Annotated in this window: 17 protein-coding genes; 7 read left to right on the top strand and 10 right to left on the bottom strand. The window is 54.5% G+C overall.

The genetic code is table 11. From position 1 onward, the window contains the following. Positions 1-9: 9 nt before the first annotated feature. Genes ACVLVH_RS06045 through ACVLVH_RS06030 form a run of 4 tightly spaced genes read right to left on the bottom strand, consistent with a single transcriptional unit; the run spans position 10 to position 3,986 of the window. Positions 10-1,323 carry an MFS transporter gene (locus tag ACVLVH_RS06045; protein WP_222233300.1) on the bottom strand — a complete coding sequence of 438 codons (1,314 nt, stop codon included), beginning with the start codon at positions 1,321-1,323 and terminating at the stop codon, positions 10-12. Beyond that, positions 1,316-1,951 carry a DUF4286 family protein gene (locus ACVLVH_RS06040; protein ID WP_192411654.1) on the bottom strand — a complete coding sequence of 212 codons (636 nt, stop codon included), beginning with the start codon at positions 1,949-1,951 and terminating at the stop codon, positions 1,316-1,318. Before ACVLVH_RS06040 ends, ACVLVH_RS06045 begins: the two co-directional genes overlap by 8 nt. 2 nt (positions 1,952-1,953) lie before the next feature. Beyond that, positions 1,954-3,297 (bottom strand): amidase, encoded by a 1,344-nt coding sequence (locus ACVLVH_RS06035; protein ID WP_498948962.1) that lies wholly within the window; start codon positions 3,295-3,297, stop codon positions 1,954-1,956. A gap of 8 nt (positions 3,298-3,305) precedes the next feature. Then, positions 3,306-3,986 carry a DUF2848 domain-containing protein gene (locus tag ACVLVH_RS06030; RefSeq protein WP_498948961.1) on the bottom strand — a complete coding sequence of 227 codons (681 nt, stop codon included), beginning with the start codon at positions 3,984-3,986 and terminating at the stop codon, positions 3,306-3,308. Positions 3,987-4,101: 115 nt separating this feature from the next. Between ACVLVH_RS06030 and ACVLVH_RS06025 the strand changes: the two genes are divergently transcribed. Continuing rightward, positions 4,102-4,776 (top strand): GntR family transcriptional regulator, encoded by a 675-nt coding sequence (locus ACVLVH_RS06025; RefSeq protein ID WP_137385984.1) that lies wholly within the window; start codon positions 4,102-4,104, stop codon positions 4,774-4,776. Here the strand turns inward: ACVLVH_RS06025 and ACVLVH_RS06020 are convergent. Next, positions 4,773-5,159, bottom strand: coding sequence for a cupin domain-containing protein (locus ACVLVH_RS06020; RefSeq protein WP_167391207.1), 387 nt, complete (start codon positions 5,157-5,159; stop codon positions 4,773-4,775). The two genes, ACVLVH_RS06025 and ACVLVH_RS06020, sit on opposite strands and share 4 nt — an antisense overlap. A gap of 214 nt (positions 5,160-5,373) precedes the next feature. On the opposite strand from ACVLVH_RS06020, the gene ACVLVH_RS06015 reads away from it, so the two are divergent. The 3 genes from ACVLVH_RS06015 to ACVLVH_RS06005 are packed head-to-tail and all read left to right on the top strand — an operon-like array spanning position 5,374 to position 8,740. Then, positions 5,374-6,612: an MFS transporter gene (locus ACVLVH_RS06015; protein ID WP_277973708.1), complete on the top strand. Its 1,239-nt coding sequence runs from the start codon at positions 5,374-5,376 to the stop codon at positions 6,610-6,612. 16 nt (positions 6,613-6,628) lie between these two features. Beyond that, positions 6,629-7,702 (top strand): sugar phosphate isomerase/epimerase family protein, encoded by a 1,074-nt coding sequence (locus tag ACVLVH_RS06010; protein WP_309834293.1) that lies wholly within the window; start codon positions 6,629-6,631, stop codon positions 7,700-7,702. 57 nt (positions 7,703-7,759) lie between these two features. Beyond that, a complete protein-coding gene (locus ACVLVH_RS06005) occupies positions 7,760-8,740 on the top strand; it encodes a LacI family DNA-binding transcriptional regulator (RefSeq protein WP_110866355.1) in 981 nt (326 codons plus the stop codon). Between the two features lie 61 nt (positions 8,741-8,801). Here ACVLVH_RS06005 and ACVLVH_RS06000 read toward each other — a convergent pair whose 3' ends face one another. After that, positions 8,802-9,749, bottom strand: coding sequence for a ribokinase (locus ACVLVH_RS06000; RefSeq protein WP_309836660.1), 948 nt, complete (start codon positions 9,747-9,749; stop codon positions 8,802-8,804). A gap of 11 nt (positions 9,750-9,760) precedes the next feature. Further along, positions 9,761-10,642, bottom strand: a complete 882-nt coding sequence (locus tag ACVLVH_RS05995; RefSeq protein ID WP_137385979.1) for an SIS domain-containing protein — start codon at positions 10,640-10,642, stop codon at positions 9,761-9,763. Positions 10,643-10,965: 323 nt separating this feature from the next. On the opposite strand from ACVLVH_RS05995, the gene ACVLVH_RS05990 reads away from it, so the two are divergent. Both ACVLVH_RS05990 and ACVLVH_RS05985 read left to right on the top strand, forming a co-directional pair. Beyond that, positions 10,966-11,919 carry a sugar phosphate isomerase/epimerase family protein gene (locus tag ACVLVH_RS05990; RefSeq protein WP_312463311.1) on the top strand — a complete coding sequence of 318 codons (954 nt, stop codon included), beginning with the start codon at positions 10,966-10,968 and terminating at the stop codon, positions 11,917-11,919. Positions 11,920-11,982: 63 nt separating this feature from the next. Next, on the top strand, positions 11,983-13,218 hold the full coding sequence (locus tag ACVLVH_RS05985) for an MFS transporter (protein ID WP_110866351.1): 1,236 nt from the start codon (positions 11,983-11,985) through the stop codon (positions 13,216-13,218). Between the two features lie 68 nt (positions 13,219-13,286). Here the strand turns inward: ACVLVH_RS05985 and ychF are convergent, their stop codons facing one another. Both ychF and pth read right to left on the bottom strand, forming a co-directional pair. Continuing rightward, positions 13,287-14,378: a redox-regulated ATPase YchF gene (gene ychF / locus ACVLVH_RS05980; RefSeq protein ID WP_008107633.1), complete on the bottom strand. Its 1,092-nt coding sequence runs from the start codon at positions 14,376-14,378 to the stop codon at positions 13,287-13,289. A 111-nt stretch (positions 14,379-14,489) separates the two neighbouring features. Then, positions 14,490-15,077, bottom strand: a complete 588-nt coding sequence (pth, locus tag ACVLVH_RS05975; protein ID WP_008107639.1) for an aminoacyl-tRNA hydrolase — start codon at positions 15,075-15,077, stop codon at positions 14,490-14,492. 257 nt (positions 15,078-15,334) lie between these two features. On the opposite strand from pth, the gene ychH reads away from it, so the two are divergent. Continuing rightward, positions 15,335-15,610 carry a stress-induced protein YchH gene (gene ychH, locus ACVLVH_RS05970; RefSeq protein WP_061723496.1) on the top strand — a complete coding sequence of 92 codons (276 nt, stop codon included), beginning with the start codon at positions 15,335-15,337 and terminating at the stop codon, positions 15,608-15,610. Here the strand turns inward: ychH and ACVLVH_RS05965 are convergent. Continuing rightward, entirely contained in the window at positions 15,607-16,782 is a 1,176-nt protein-coding gene (locus ACVLVH_RS05965) for a GGDEF domain-containing protein (RefSeq protein ID WP_309834302.1), read from the bottom strand. The genes ychH and ACVLVH_RS05965 overlap by 4 nt on opposite strands. Positions 16,783-16,912: the final 130 nt, after the last annotated feature.

Raw genomic sequence — 16,912 nt, 5'->3', positions numbered from 1 at the left:
CCTCTCTGATTAAAGCGGGCGATGCGCGGTCTCTTTTGCCTTCCACAGCGCAAACAGCGTGATCAGCAACGCCAGGCTGACATACAGCGATACCCACAGCGTGCTGCCCATCTCTTTATACAAGGTCGTGATGATCAGGGGCGCAAAGCCACCGCCAATGATTCCTGCCAGCGTGTAAGCCAGTGACGATCCGGCGTAGCGCACGTGGCTGGGGAACTGTTCGGTGACAAACGCCGCCTGCGGTCCGTACATCACCGCATGAATCAGCAAGCCGCCAATGACCGCCAGCACAATCAGCACCGGCTGTGAGCTATCCAGCAGCACAAAGAACACAAACGACCAAACGATTGCCAGCAGCGCACCGGCAATGTAGACCGGACGACGGCCGAGCTTGTCAGAGAGCGCACCAAACATCGGCACCGTAATCGCATTGCCAATTGCGCCGAGCATAGTGGCCATTAACGCCAGCGGACGCGGCAGTTGCAGCACGGTGGTGACGTAGGTGAGGGTGAACACCACCACCAACGCATACAACACGTCGGAGCCGATACGTGAACCGCCAGCGATCAGTAGCTCACGCGGATAGCGAACAAACACCTCTTTCAGCGGCGTATGCGTGGTTTTCTCCGCCTGCTGCATCGCGACAAAGGTTGGCGTCTCTTCTACGCCGCGACGCAGCCATAAGCCAAACATCACCAGCAGCAGACTCAGCAGGAACGGAATGCGCCATCCCCACTCCTGAAACTGCTCGCCGCTCAACGCAACCGTTACCAGCGTGATAAATCCGGTGCCAATCAAGGTACCGCACGAGGGACCTACCTGCGCAAACGAGGCGTTACGGCCACGCTTGTTGGCATCGCCATGCTCCATCGACAGCAACACTGCACCGGCCCATTCGCCGCCTAATGCAATACCCTGAATAAAGCGTAAGGCCACCAACAGCACTGGACTCCAGATGCCCCACACCGCATAGCCAGGCAGCAGGCCCATTAGCGCGGTGGTGACGCCCATAATCACCAGGGTGGTGATCAATACTGCTTTACGCCCGGCGACATCGCCGAGATGACCAAAGATAAAGCCGCCCACCGGACGGGAAATGTAGCCGACTGCATAGGTGGAGAACGCCAGAATGGTACCGACCAGCGGATCAAAGCTGGGGAAAAAGACGTGGTTAAACACCAGCGCCGCCATGATGTTGTAGACCGTGAAGTCATACCACTCCAGCGCGGTACCGATGGAGCTGGCCGCCGCGAGGCGACCGGTTTTGCTGTGGCTGGCGCGCGCGCCTGACGCGTGCGGCAACGTTGAATCGGTATTAGCCATGAGCCATCTCCTGTTGGGTTAACTGCCAGCTGAGGGAGTAGAGCTGTACGTCCGCGTTGAGTGCCTGCGCGGCATCGGCGGCGAGGGTTTTACACACCTGGGCGTCGCGGCAGGTCAGCAGCAGCATCGGATGCATTGGTCGCGTTGCGCTGGTTTCCCGTGGCAGCGGCGAGCTCAGCGTGGTGTCAGGCGTCAGCAAACGTGAGGCGATATAGCCGGGCGTTTGCTGCACGCTGCTTTGCCAGCTGCCTAGCGATGCAACATCTGTACCCGCTTTTAAGGTCAGCACCGCCAGATGGCTACCGGTGCCTTGTCCATGCTGATGCGATATGGCGCAGACGCGGCGCATCGGATTGACCATTTTGCTGAGGTTCTTCACCGACCATTCGGTCTGGCGCGTGAAGGCGGCGTGATAATCCGCGCTGGTAAAGGCTTCCAGCGATACGGTTTCATACAGGCCGAGGTATTTGCGTTCGGCATCCACCGCCTGATAACGCGTGCCGCTAAGAAAGCCGCTGATGGCCACGCGCTCTTCAACGTGTTCGTGGTCGTACCATTGGTTGAAATCCGCTTCATCTGCAGCATCGATATGGGTGGCGACAAACAGCATGCCGTGGGGTTGAGTCATGATCAGCTACTCCGTTTCAGGGTGGTTTCAATCGCGGCAGCCCAGCTGAGTAACGCAGCATCGTTGCCATGGGTGGAAGAGAGCATCAGGCCAACAGGCGCAGCGCCGGGCTGATGACAAGGCAGAGAAATCGAACAGCCATCCAGCATGTTGATCACGCTGGTGTTGCGCAGCATCAGCAGGTTGACCTGCATGTAGCGCGCGGGATCGTCGAGCTCAGTCAGCGTCGGCGCGATCAACGGCACCGTCGGCATCAGGATGCCGTCGAAAGGCGCAACCGCCTGCTCGACGCGCTGTTTCCAGTCGGCGCGCAGTTGGTAAAGTTCGGCGGCATCCTCTTCGTTCAGTAAGCTGCCGCGATTAATGCGCGTCAGAACCTGCGGATCGTAGGCTTCTGGCTGGGATTGGGCGTAATGCTGATGCCATTGCCAGGCTTCCCACGCGGTAATGCCGCCACGCGCGTTAATGGAGTCCAGTTCTGCCAGCTCTTGCAGCGGCAGCTCGGTGATTTTCACGCCCTGCGCGCGCAGCACATCAAGCGCATGCAGCCAGGCGGCGCTGACGTGTTCGTCAAGGTCAGCCAGCACGCGCGTCTGCGGGATGACGAAATGCGCTTCTGAAAGATTCCGCTCATCGATTGTGAGGGGCCGATCGGCGATCACGCTATCGAGCAACCAGCAGCTGCGCACGTCGTGAGCGATCACACCGATGCTGTCGAGCGATGCCGCCAGCGGCAGCGTTCCGCGTTGATCGATGCGGCTGGCGCTCGGTTTGAAGCCGGTTAAGCCGCACAGCGCCGCCGGAATGCGCACCGAACCGCCGGTATCGGTGCCAACCGCCGCCAGACACATGCCGTCGCTCACCGCGACTGCCGCACCGGAAGAGGAACCGCCCGGAATGCGCTGCTGCGCGCGCTGCCACGGATTGGCGGGTGTGCCGTAATGCGGATTGACGCCGAGGCCGGTGAAGGCGAACTCGCTCATATTGGTTTTGCCAACGATGACGGCACCGGCCTGCTGCAGCCGATCCACCATGCTGGCGTTCGCCGTGGCTGGGCTGGCGCTACTGAGCAAGCGGGAGCCGGCGGTGGTGACTTCTCCGGCGACATCAAACAGATCTTTAATGCTGATGGGCAGACCATCAATCGCGCTGCGTGGCTGTTGCTGCTGCCAGCGCGCGCCGGCTTGTGCGGCCTGCTGCTGCGCAGCAGCGGTATATACCTTGGTGTAGACGCGTTTGCCTTCTCCGCTTTCCGCTGCAATGGCACTCAGTGCATCCTGGGTCAGGGTTTCAGGGCTGATTTGCCCGGCGAGCAGCTGCTGGCTCGCTTGCCATAACGTTGTCATAGGGAACCTCAGGCGATAACCGGCAGCGAGCCAGTGATGTAGGTGTGTTCCAGCGTGCGGTTCAGCACCGGATCGTGCAGCGCCATACGGAATTCACTGGCAGGACGAATCCCGCCGATGGCGCTGAGCGTGCCGCACGACATGGCGAAACCTTCCTCAACCTGGCCCGCGGCAAAATAGCGGCTCAACAGATCGATCGGCGTCAGCAGCGAGGAGAGGGCGCCTTGCTGATAAGTCACCCAATCACCGTTGACGTTGATCCAGGCGCGCAGCTCCAGTTGATCCCAGTGCGCTTTGACGTCCGCCATGCGCCACGCGTGACCGGCCACCGGTTTGACGCACGCCTGTTTAGATAGCGCTACGCTGAACGTTTCCAGATGACGATCGGTATGATCAGAAATCAGCGAAACCCAATATTCGCCGCGATGGAAAAACACAAAGGGTTCAGCTTCACCGGACGTCTGATCGCCGACCACCTCCAGCTGAGTTTGCTGAGTTAATTGATTGGTTGCGACGCGATAAAACAGCGGCACTGCACCAGGAGCGGGCACGCCCAGCGCTTCCAGCTCCCTGATATGGTGCAGCACCGCTTTCTGATCGCGTCCTACCCAGCCCGCGATAACAAGTTGATTAATCTCAACATCCAGCACTGCCGCATCGGCGTAATCTGTTGTAAACCGTAATTGCATGGGATCGAACTCCAGGTGAGAAATGCGTGTGAAATTTCACTGTGATTTCAATCTAGCCATTTTCATGCCAGGTTTTTGTGTAATATGTCTCAGTTACCTAATAAGGATTTGCGTGATGAGTAATGTGATGGCTGAAAATGTGAGCTCGCCGACGACCCCGAAAAGCATTTCGCTTAACGAGCGCGCCTATCTGGCGTTCAAGCACCGGCTGATCACGCTGCGCTACAAACCGGGCGACTATCTCAATATCGCGCAGGTGATGGATGATCTTGAGATGGGCAGAACGCCGGTGAATCAGGCGGTGCATCGGCTGGAGACGGAAGGGCTGTTGCAGATTATCCCGCGCAAGGGCGTGATGGTGTCGCCGCTGTCAATTGATGATGCGCTGGAGTTAATTGAGGTGCGTCTGGTGAATGAGGCGCTGTGCTTGCGGCTGGCTTCGCAGCGGGTCAATGCGGCGCAGATCGTCTATCTGCGGGAGATGAATCAGCGCATTGCCAATGCCAGCGCCTCACGCGATCGCGAACAGATGATGCTGCTGGACCGCGAATTTCATCAGGTACTGGCGGACATCGCCGCCAACGGTCGGCTGGCCGATATTCTCAGCATTATCCACGCGCAGGCGCAGCGCTTCTGGGCCACCACGCTTTCCAGCGCTGCGCACATGAACGAAGTCATCGCCGAACACGAAGCGATCATTGCGGCGCTGGAGCAGGGAAATGCCGAGCTAGCGGAAGAGGCGGCGCGGGTGCATATCTATTCGTTTAAACAGGCGCTGCTGAATAATTAATATTCGGCTTCTTCACCCGGCAGCGGAATAGAGAGTTCCATGCCCTCAACCCCGGCGTAGAAAATAATCAGCTCGGCACGCTGATCCGTGGTGAAACCACGATGGGCAATGTCGATGGATTCATTAAAGGCTTCGCCAGCGTTAAACGTTTTAGTCTCGCCGCTGGCTTTGTCTTCGATAGTCAGCGATCCCGATAAAATATACGCGGTATTCGGCATAGGATGCGTATGCCACGGCAGCTCGGAATGTGCAGGAATGGTCATCTTCATCACCGTGATCTCGGGCTTACCGGCTGGATAGTGTTCAATATGCTGGCCATTCCAGGCTTGCCCGCTTTGCAGTAGCGTTTCTGCACTGTTTTCATGTTCGTTATCGGCGCTCATCCCATTCCTCTGAATCGTCATTAAAATCTCTCCCGCACAGGATAGTGCAAATCAGCAAGGCTGCGCGTGCAATCACTGTCAGCCTAAGCCGCTCGGTGATGCTCGGGTCACTTGTAAAAGAATTGTGATCGGTCACCAGGAACTGCTCAAAGTAATCGATTACTTTGTTTCTCTCTGTGGAATGTAATCGATTTCTTTTTGGCGCGAGGTCAGCATGGTTTCGACAACTACAGGTTCTGAGATTGCGGTGAGGCAGCAGCGTCTGCTGATTCCCCGCTTGTCATTGATGATGTTCATGCAGTTTTTCATTTGGGGAAGCTGGTCCGTAACGCTCGGGCTGGTGATGACGCAGCACAACATGTCATTGCTGATTGGTGATGCTTTCTCAGCAGGGCCGATCGCCTCAATACTGTCGCCGTTTGTGCTGGGCATGTTGGTTGACCGCTTCTTCCCTTCACAGAAAGTCATGGCGGTGATGAACCTGGCGGGCGCGGTGATTTTATGGTTTGTCCCGGGCGCGCTGGTGGCCGAAAACGGCGCGCTGCTGATTGGCTTGCTGTTTGGCTATACGCTGTGTTTTATGCCGACGCTGGCGCTCTCTAACAACATTGCCTTTCACAGCCTGGCCAGCAGTGACAAAAGTTTTCCGGTGGTGCGGGTGTTCGGCACCATTGGCTGGATTGTGGCGGGCATCTTTATTGGTGTTACCGGCATCGCCTCCAGTACCGCGATTTTCACCCTGGCCGCAATCTGCTCGGTGGCGTTGGCAATTTACAGTCTCACGCTGCCGCATACGCCTGCACCGGCGAAAGGCATGCCGCTAAAAGTGCGCGATCTGTTCTGCGCGGATGCCTTTGCGCTGCTGAAAATCCGTCACTTCTTCGTCTTTGCTCTCTGCGCCACCTTGATCTCCATCCCGCTCGGCACCTATTACGCCTACACCGCGTCCTGGCTGGCGGATGCGGGCGTGAGTAACGTCAGTACCGCGATGTCATTTGGTCAGATGTCGGAAATCGTCTTCATGCTGGTGATCCCGCTGCTGTTCCGCCGCCTTGGCGTCAAATACATGTTGCTGGTCGGCATGGTGGCGTGGTTTGTGCGCTACGCGCTGTTTGCCATGGGCATGAACGATGAAAGCCGCGCACTGATCTACATGGGCATTCTGCTGCACGGTGTCTGTTATGACTTCTTCTTTGTGGTGGGCTTTATCTACACCGACCGCATCGCCGGCGAGAAAGTGAAAGGGCAGGCGCAGAGCATGGTGGTGATGTTCACCTACGGTATTGGCATGCTGCTGGGTTCGCAGATCTCGGGCGCGCTGTATAACCGCCTGATTGCCGGACAGGGCACGGCGCAAAACTGGGCAACATTCTGGTGGATCCCCGCGATTGCCGCGGCGGCGATCGCCGTTCTTTTCCTCTTCACCTTTAAATACCGGGATGAAGCGGTTTGATTGACGGGAGGTGTAGGTGAAAACGTTAAAAGGACCGGGAATTTTTCTCGCGCAGTTTATTGGGCAACAGCCACCATTTAATTCGCTGGCAGGGTTGGCGCAATGGGCCTCTGCGCTCGGTTACAAGGCGCTGCAGATGCCTTGTAATCACCCGCTAATTTTTGATCTGCCGCGCGCCGCAACCAGTCAAACCTATTGCGATGAAGTGACGGGTTTGCTGGCCAACTACGGCTTGCAGATCAGTGAATTATCGACGCACCTGGAAGGCCAGCTGATTGCCGTCCATCCGGCGCACGATCGCGCCTTCAACGGCTTTGCCCCCGCCGCCTTGCACGGCGACAAAGAAAAGCGCACCGCGTGGGCGATTCAGACGGTGAAGCTGGCAGCGGCCGCGTCAGCCAACCTGGGATTGCAGGCCCACGCGACGTTCTCCGGTTCGCTGGCTTGGCCATATCTCTATCCGTGGCCGCCACACAATCCTCAGCTATTGAGTGAAGCTTTCTCAGAACTGGCGCGGCGCTGGCTGCCGGTGCTGGACGAGTTTGATCGCTACGGCATTGATGTCTGCTACGAGATCCATCCCGGTGAGGATTTGCATGATGGCGTGACGTTTGAACGCTTCCTGGCGTTGGTGAACAATCACCCGCGCTGCAACATCTTGTTCGATCCCAGCCACTTGCACTTGCAGCATATCGATTATCTGCAGTTCATCGATATCTACCATCAGCGCATTAAGGCCTTTCACGTTAAAGATGCCGAATATCTGCCGAACGGACGCAGCGGCGTGTATGGCGGTTATCAGCGCTGGATAGATCGTGCTGGTCGCTTCCGCTCACCCGGCGACGGACAGATCGATTTCCCGGCCATTTTCAGCAAGCTGGCGCAGTACGATTATGCCGGGTGGGCGGTGCTGGAGTGGGAGTGTTGCCTGAAAGAGGCGGAAACCGGCGCGCGCGAGGGCGCCGACTTCATTCGTCGCCACATCATTCCGGTGGCCGAACGGGCATTTGATGACTTTGCCGCACAACCGCAGCAGGCGGCCAGCATCCGCGCCCAGTTGGGGTTAAATGCGGCAAAGTCGCATGATTAAGGCGGGCGCGAAATTATGCTAGCCTCCGTAGTATCTGACTGAGCAAGAGTTGCAAGCATGTCCATCCAAAAAATCGCCCGCTTAGCGGGCGTTTCTGTGGCGACAGTTTCACGAGTACTGAATAACAGCGATACGGTAAAAGCGCTGAATCGTGAGAAAGTCCTGCACGCTATTAAAGCGAGTAATTACCAGCCAAATTTATTAGCGCGTCAGTTGCGAACTGCACGTAGCTCAATGATTCTCGTGATGGTGTCGGATATCTCCAATCCCTTTTGTGCCGAGTTGGTAAAAGGCATTGAGGAGCAGGCGGAGAAAAACAGTTATCGCATTCTGTTGTGCAATTCTGGCTCAGATATCGAGCGCTCCCGCTCCAGTTTGCAATTGCTGGCCGGGAAAATGGTGGATGGCATTATCACTATGGATGCGTTCAGTAAGTTGCCAGAACTGGCGCAGCTGATTGGCGAAACGCCGTGGGTGCAATGCGCGGAATATGCCGATGCCGGTGATGTCTCCTGCGTGGGCATTGATGATGTGCAGGCATCAAAGCACGTCGTGGCGTTTCTGGCGGGCAGGGGACGACAGCGTATTGCCTTAATCAACCACGATCTCAGCTATAAATATGCGCAGCTGCGGCAAGCGGGTTATCAGCAGCAACTTATCCATGAAGCGCGCAGCTGGCAGGCCATCACGTACGCCACCGAGCTGAGTTTTAATGCCGGTAAACAGGCGATGGAGGCCTTGCTGGCAGCGCCCGAGCGTCCAGATGCCGTGTTTGCCGTGTCGGATACCTTAGCGGCGGGCGCGCTGTCAGCCATTCATGCCGCCGGGCTGCGCGTGCCGCAGGATATAGCGGTGACGGGATTTGATGGATCCGACCTCGCCGAAATGGTCACGCCGCCGCTGAGCACGCTGGCGCAGCCGTCGCGCGCTATGGGGCGCAAGGCGTTTACCTTGCTGCTGAATAAGATCGATCAACCTGATTCGCCGGCTCAACGCATTATGATGGACTGGCACTTTGTGGTGCGCGCCAGTACTTAATCGGCGTTTACGAAGGCTGCGAAGTATATGGTCTGATGTTGTAAAGGTGCCGTTCAGAGCTTCAGGTCCGTATTTTTCGGCCAAACAGGTGCTGGCGATTTTGCGTCAGCGCGTGCGCCACATCAGGCAGCATCGGGAAAGAACTCTGACCACCATATTTCTGGATTGAGCAGGAACTGATTTCAGCCGCGAAAGGAATCGCTTCTTCCAAATCGATGTTGTTCACCAGGCAATAGGCGATGCCGCCAATAAAGGAATCCCCTGCGCCGGTGGTATCCACCACATCCGGACAGAACACGGCAGGATAATGTCTGGCACCGGCATCACCGGATAACACCGCGCCTTTCTCGCCCAGCGTGATAATCACCCGGCCATTCACCTTCTGCTGTAGCGCTGCCGCACAGGCCATCGCCTCTTTAACCGAAGTGACAGCGGTTTTACTCATAAAGCTGGCTTCGGTCTCATTCACCACCAGTAAATCGACCTGACTCAGCGCCTGCGGAGAGATTTCGCGCGCCGGCGCGTTGTTGAGCAAAATCTGGCAATCATGACGGCGTGCCACGCTGATGGCTCGTTCAACCACACGATCGGGAATTTCCGACTGCAGGATTAACAGAGGCCGATCGCTAAATAATCCATCGTGAATATCGGGTTCGCTAATCAGGTAGTTTGCGCCCTTAATAATGGTGCTGCAATAATCGCCGGATTCCAGAATCTGCACGATGCCAATGCCGGAGGTTTTTCCGCGCTGGCTAATGTTATCTACCGATACCCCGTTTTCATTCAGCGATTTTATGAGTTCGCTGCCATAAATATCATTGCCCACACAGCCCACCATATTGACGTTCAGCCCCAGCTTGGCGCACTGAACCGCCTGGTTTGCCCCTTTACCGCCCGGCATCAACATTAATTCGTTGCCGGTAAACGTCTCCCCAATTTCCGGCAGGCGATCCTGCTGGACAAGAATGTCGTAGTTAAGACTGCCAATAACAACAATATTATGTTTCATCATTTCGGCCCTTAATTGGCGGTGCGCTTGGACGCAACCGCATTTCTGGTGTTGTGTAAACTGGTCTGACTTTTTTCGCTGGTCTTGCTGGCGATAAGGGTAAAGATGGCATCCAGAATATTCAGATGCACAATGCGCGTGGTGGCGTTCTCTCCGGTAATTGGATTGTTTTTAACCGACGAGATAATCGAGTGCCGGGCAATTAAACTCAGTGGGCTGTTGGGATAATTGGTCAGGCAGATGGTTTCTGCGCCGTTCTCATTCGCCGCTTTTACCATCTGAATAATGTCCGTGGTTTGGCCGGAGTGAGAAATCGCCAGCAGGATATCGCCGGGTTGCATCAATGAGGCGGTCATCAGCTGCTTGTGGCTGTCACTAAACACCGACGAGAAGATGCCGATCTTCAGCAGCTTATGATTGAAGTCATCACAGATAGAACCTGAACCACCGCACCCGGCAATAACTATGCGTGCGCTTTCTGGTTTATTAATAAACAGATACGCCACTGCTTTTATCACGGCACTGTTAATCACGCTCAGGGAATCCTGCAGTGCCAGCACCGAATTTAAAAAGGTGCTTTCAATCACCTGCTCGACATATTTTTCTGAATCCGGGATTACCGGAATATCGATGATATCTTCCTGCGTGCTGACTTGCCGGGCGATATTGATTTTCAGATCGTGAAAACCGGTAAAACCGAGTTTCTTCGATACTTTAGTAATGCTCGAGACGCTAACATTCAGATAATTCGCAATATCAGTGATGCACATTTTAGATAAAGACTGCGGATTGTCGTCAATAAAACGTGCAATTGAACGTTCCTTTTTTCCCAGCTCAGGCGCAAGGGTGCGAGCCAGCAGGAATATCTCATTGCCTTTAAGTCGATTATGCATTTTGCGCGCCCATTAAAAAAGTTGTCGCTAAGCTAGCATGGCATTTAGGGGAAAAGTGTTAACTGGATCACACACTGTAAAACGTTTTACTGATGCATTTTACTGTTAGTAAAATAAAAGTATCCTTATTGCGACTGTTATTTCATTAACAGTAAAATGGCCATTTAACCTATTGTATTACAATGATTTTTCTAGCAGTAAAATTTTTACTATTATAAATCTATCGTTTATTTTATTAGCGGTAGTATTTAGCTGATCGCATTTACCTGATGAATATTCTCATTTATAAGGAAATGGAAATCCCATTAAAGGTAATTTAAAAAATGAAATTCTCATCACGTATAAATTCATTTCGCTCCAGAGCCGATCTGTTTGCGGCGAAGAACAAAATGGATACTTGCGATCTTATTACGCGTATGGGTAGCGTTGCGGGCTTGACGCATATTGAGCTGAATTATCCGGAGCACTTTATTGGTCAGGATAAAGCGCTGATTAAACAGACCATCGCTGATAACAATTTGCAGGTGGGCGGCATCGCTCTGCGTTATAACAAAGAGTTCATCGAGGGTGAATTCACCAATCCTGATGCCGCACTGCGTAAAAAAGCGATCGAAATTACCCTCGAAGCCGCAGAGATGTGCAAATACCTCGGCGGCAATACCGTCACGCTGTGGTTTGGCTATGATGGTTACGATTATCCATTCCAGCAGGATTACTTCCGCGCCTATGAGTGGCTGGTCAGCGCACTACAGACCGTGACCCAGGCACACGCGGATATGCAATTCAGTTTTGAATATAAGCCGTATGAACCGCGCACCTTCTCCTTTATTGGTGATGTCTCTTCAACGCTGATGCTGATTGATGATGTAGGCTCCGACAATCTCGGTATTACCCTCGATTTCTGTCACATGATCATGAAGAAAGAGAATCCCGCTTTCTCACTGTTCCAGTCGGCACGCAAAAACCGTCTGGTGGGCTTCCACCTGAATGATGGTTATGGCCATTTTGATGATGGATTGATGCTGGGTTCAGTGCATCTGATGCAGACGCTGGAATACATCTATTACGCAAAACGCGTCAACTTCAGTGGCCTGATCTATTTCGATACCTTCCCAAGCCGTGAAGATCCGGTTGCCGAATGTGCGCAAAACATTCGCATGTATAAAGCGCTCTCCAGCTTTATCGACCGCCTGAGCATTGATGAGATCGATCAGCTGATTAAAAGCCAGGATGCGCTGAAAGTGCAGGGCATGCTGATGAAAATCATCGCTGAATAAAAACAAAATCAAAACTTACCTCTATTAACTACCACCAGTCAGTGTCTGACACTGGGGGAAACTATGTTCGACAAAATAGGTTTGCCTAAAAACTTGCTTTGGGGCTATATCGGCCTCGCGATATTCATGATCGGCGATGGCGTAGAACAAGCGTGGATTGCCATCTGGCTGGTGGATAAAGGGCTGTCTGTCGCGCAAGCCTCTTATCTGATCACCGCATACGGTGTCACCGTGACGCTGGCGGCCTGGGTGACCGGCGTACTGGTGCAAACCCTTGGCCCGCGCAAAGTGATGCTGTATGGGTTGATCACCTTTGTTATCGGCAGTATCGGGTTTATCGGTGTTGGCCTCAAGACCATGCACATGGCCTGGATGCTGCCGTTTTATGCCATTCGCGGCATCGGTTATCCGCTGTTTGCCTACTCGTTTCTCATCTGGATTAACTACAGCACGCCGGTGGAGCGCCGTTCTACCGCGGTGGGTTGGTTCTGGTTTACCTTCTCGCTGGGTTTGAGCGTCATCGGTCCGTTCTTCTCATCGCTGGCATTGCCGGTGATGGGCGAAATTCATGTGCTGTGGGTCGGCATGGTATTTGTGGTCGTCGGCTCCGTGTTAGGCATTTGGGTGAACCGCGACGTGGTACCGGCATCTGAAATTCATCCTTTCAGCGCGGCGGAGTTAATTAAAGGCATCACCATTTTGCAGCGTCCGGTGATTGCGATGGGATTGGTGGTGAAATCGGTCAACGGCATCGCCCAATATGGTCTGGCGACCTTCCTGCCGCTCTATCTGATCAGTTTCGGCTACAGTAAAACCGAATGGTTGCATATGTGGTCGGCGGTGTTCCTGGTGGCGATTTTCGCCAACTTGTTCTTTGGCTTCTTCGGCGATAAGTTTGGCTGGCGAACCACCATCATGTGGGTTGGTGGCTTTGGCTATGCCGCGGTGCTGATTTTGGTCTGGGCCGTGCCGCAGCTGCTGGGTCACAACTTCTATGTGATGGCATTGGTGCTGTGCCTGTGCGGTATTACCATGGCCGGTTATGTGCCGCTGTCGGCGCTGTTCCCGTTGCTGGCCCCGGACAGCAAGGGCGCGGCCATGTCGGTGCTGAATCTGGGCGCAGGTCTCGGCGCCTTTATCGCACCTGCCATCACTGCGCTGTTCTACTCATCGCTGGGCGCGGGCGGGGTGCTGGGTATTTATGCCGGGCTTTATGTTCTGAGCGGCGTATTGACGCCATTCCTGAAAACGCCTGAAGAGCTGGATGCGCGGGTGGCGATGACGGACAAAGCGGCCTGAAAGACGTGAGATTTTGGTTATAAAAAAAGCCCAGTTAAGAAACTGGGCTTTTTATTGCGGTTAAGAGATTAGACGTTGAACAAGAAGTTCATCACGTCGCCATCTTTAACGATGTACTCTTTACCTTCTGAGCGCATTTTACCGGCTTCTTTCGCGCCTTGTTCGCCTTTGAAGGCAACGAAATCTTCAAACGCGATGGTCTGAGCGCGGATAAAGCCTTTCTCGAAGTCGGTATGGATTTTACCCGCCGCCTGTGGCGCTGTGGCGCCAACAGGAATGGTCCATGCACGCACTTCTTTCACGCCTGCGGTGAAGTAGGTTTGCAGGTTGAGCAGCGCATAACCGGCGCGGATCACGCGGTTCAGGCCCGGCTCTTCCAGACCCAGTTCAGCCATGAACTCGTCGCGTTCGTCATCTTCCAGCTCAGCGATATCAGACTCAACGGCAGCACACACTGGCACCACCACCGAACCTTCGGCTTCGGCAATCGCACGCACCTGATCGAGGTACGGATTGTTTTCGAAACCGTCTTCGTTGACATTAGCGATGTACATGGTTGGCTTCAGCGTCAGGAAGCTGAGGTAGCGGATTGCCGCTTTCTCGTCAGCATCCAGATTCAGTGCGCGCAGCATGCCCGCTTCTGACAGGTGCGGCAGGCACTTCTCCAGCGCAGCCAGTTCTGCTTTAGCATCTTTGTCGCCGCCTTTGGCTTTCTTCTGGCAACGCTGAATCGCACGTTCGCAGGTGTCGAGATCCGACAGCGCCAGCTCGGTGTTGATCACGTCAATATCTTCCGCCGGGTTAACTTTACCCGCAACGTGGATGATGTTGTCGTTTTCAAAGCAGCGCACCACGTGACCGATGGCTTCGGTTTCACGGATGTTAGTCAGGAACTGGTTGCCCAGGCCTTCACCTTTGGACGCGCCTTTCACCAGACCGGCGATATCGACGAATTCCATGGTGGTGGGCACGACGCGCTGTGGCTTAACAATCTCGCTCAGCTGATCGAGGCGCAGATCGGGCATTGGCACCACACCGGTGTTTGGCTCGATGGTGCAGAACGGAAAGTTGGCTGCTTCGATACCCGCTTTAGTTAGCGCGTTGAACAGGGTGGATTTACCGACGTTCGGCAGGCCCACAATACCGCATTTAAATCCCATGGTCTGATTACCTTTCTCACTGAGTGCGCAGCGCTATTGGATAGCGCCGACAGATTCAAAAAATTTCGCGCATTATACACAGAATTGCCTTCTGCGGCGCGGGAATTGGCCTTAGCCCGCCTTGAACGCGTGCAGGCGGTTCATCGCCTTAATCTTGTCTTCTTTCAGCCACAGTTCGGTGCAGCGCACCGCTTCGTCTACGGCATCATCAATCAGCTTTTGTTCGCTGGCTGGCGGCTTACCCAGCACGAAACCGGTCACTTTATTGCGGTCGCCAGGATGACCAATACCCACGCGTAAACGGTGAAAATTATTGTTGTTGCCCAGCTTGCTGATGATGTCTTTCAGGCCGTTATGGCCGCCGTGGCCGCCACCTTGCTTGAATTTCGCCACGCCCGGCGGTAAATCCAGCTCATCGTGCGCTACCAAAATCTCTTCTGGCGCAATGCGATAAAAAGTCGCCATCGCCGCCACCGCTTTGCCGCTGAGATTCATAAAAGTGGTGGGCACCAGCAGGCGCACATCTTCTCCCGCCAGCGACAGGCGCGCGGTGTAGCCATAAAACTTTGGCTCGTCTTTTAACGACTGATTGTTGCGGCTCGCCAGTAAATCGACATACCAGGCGCCAGCGTTATGGCGGGTTGCGGCGTATTCAGCGCCGGGATTGGCCAGCCCCACAATCAGTTTAATGCTGCTCACGATGTTTATCCTGTCTTGCTGCGGAAAGGGCGATAGTTTACTGCCTGGCGGCACGGATGACAAAGGCCATGCGCCATAGATAATGTCTCTACGTGACTAATCATTTTCTATCGAAATCAAGGCACTGGCGGTAAAGATTTGTCAAAGGTTGTGAAGGATATGTGATCCTGTACACAACTTAAGCGGCAGGTATTGCCTAAGCTTATGGCTAGTTAACCATACGTGCTGTTTTGCTTTTAAAAGGATGGAGGTGGATCATGAAACGTCAAAATTGCCGCTTTGTAGGTAACGGTTTGATGTGTTTGGGTTTACTGACGATGGTGTTAGGCGTCGGCTATTCCATTATTAACCAGCTTCCTTCACTCAACCTGCCGCAATTCCTCGCGCACGGTGCGATGTTCAGCATCTTCGTTGGCGCTTTACTGTGGCTGGTGGGCGCGCGCGTCAGCGGACGTGAGCGCGTGGAAGATCGTTATTACTGGTTACGTCATTACGGCGATAAGCGTTGCCGTCGCAATCACTCATCACATTAAGTGAGTACGGTTTGCTGCAGCGGCTGTAACTGCGCGAGATAACGTTCGATGCGGTTACGGCCGCTGGCTTTTGCACGGTACAATGCTTCATCGGCCAGCGCCAGCAACAGCGGGAAGGGTTCGCCAGGCTGCAGCGCGGTGGCATAACCGATGCTGACGGTATAACGCACGTCGTTGGGTTGCGACAGCTGTGTCGCTAAACGAATACGTTCACACACCCGCTGCGCCTGCTCGGCATCGCCGGGAATGATCGCCGCGAACTCCTCGCCACCCAAACGGGCAAAATGGCCACTCTCCGGCATCAACGCCTGCACCACCTGACAAAAATCGATTAATACTTGATCGCCTTGTTGATGGCCGAAACGGTCATTGATGCTTTTAAAATGGTCCAGATCGAACAGCACCGCGCTATAGACAAAGTGTTGTGACTGTCGCGCGCTGCGCAATATCATTTTATCGGCCTGCTCGAACAGCGCGCGGCGATTCCACACGCTGGTGAGCGGATCGTGCATTGATGCTAGCTTGTGGGCGATTTGCGTGCGTTCGTTGACCATCGCCAGAATGGTGAAACTCAGGCCAATAACAAACAGGATCGATTCAAGAATCACATACACCGAGAAGCTGGAACCGCCAATCGCACCGCGCACCGGCGTCGCCACCGCATCGTCCAGAAAGATACGCGCCACGTGAAACAGCAAATGGATCCATAGCAGGATTTGCGCCGGCCAAAAGGTGACGGTCAACGACGCGCGCACGCGCCACAGCAAGCGGATTAGCGCGCCGGTATAGATGATGCACAGCAGGCAAACCACCAGCACGCGCTTCGGCTGGCTGTGATAAAACGCGGGGAACAGGCACAAAATCGCCCACAACAAACCGCCGCCTAACCAGCTGAGGCCAATTGCTTTTCCGCAGAAGATGCGGAAGGCATTGAGCAGATTGCCATAAGCCAGCAACAGCATGACGTTGCCGACCGCGACCGGTAAAAAATGGAATCCCGCACTGCGTAAGCTGCTAAGGAACACCGCCGCCAGGGTTAAAACCAGCGCCAGCGTGGTGCAGCCCAATACGCGATCGTACTGCGCACCGACCCAGGCAAAAATCAAAATGATACTCAAAAACCCCAGCACAAAGAGCTCGCAAACAAACAGCGTGTAGAGGTCGAGAGTCATAGTGGTCGGAGCTCGGGGAAAAAGTGGGAAGAAAATAGCATTAAACATTGGACCGCTAAAGGGCGGCAATGCGAGTCACCAGAAAAGAGTGGATGGCAGCGAGAATAGCGAGATTTAACGAAATTTATCG

The organism is Kluyvera sp. 1366 (assembly GCF_054823405.1).
This window is presented reverse-complemented; position numbering and strand designations above follow the sequence as displayed.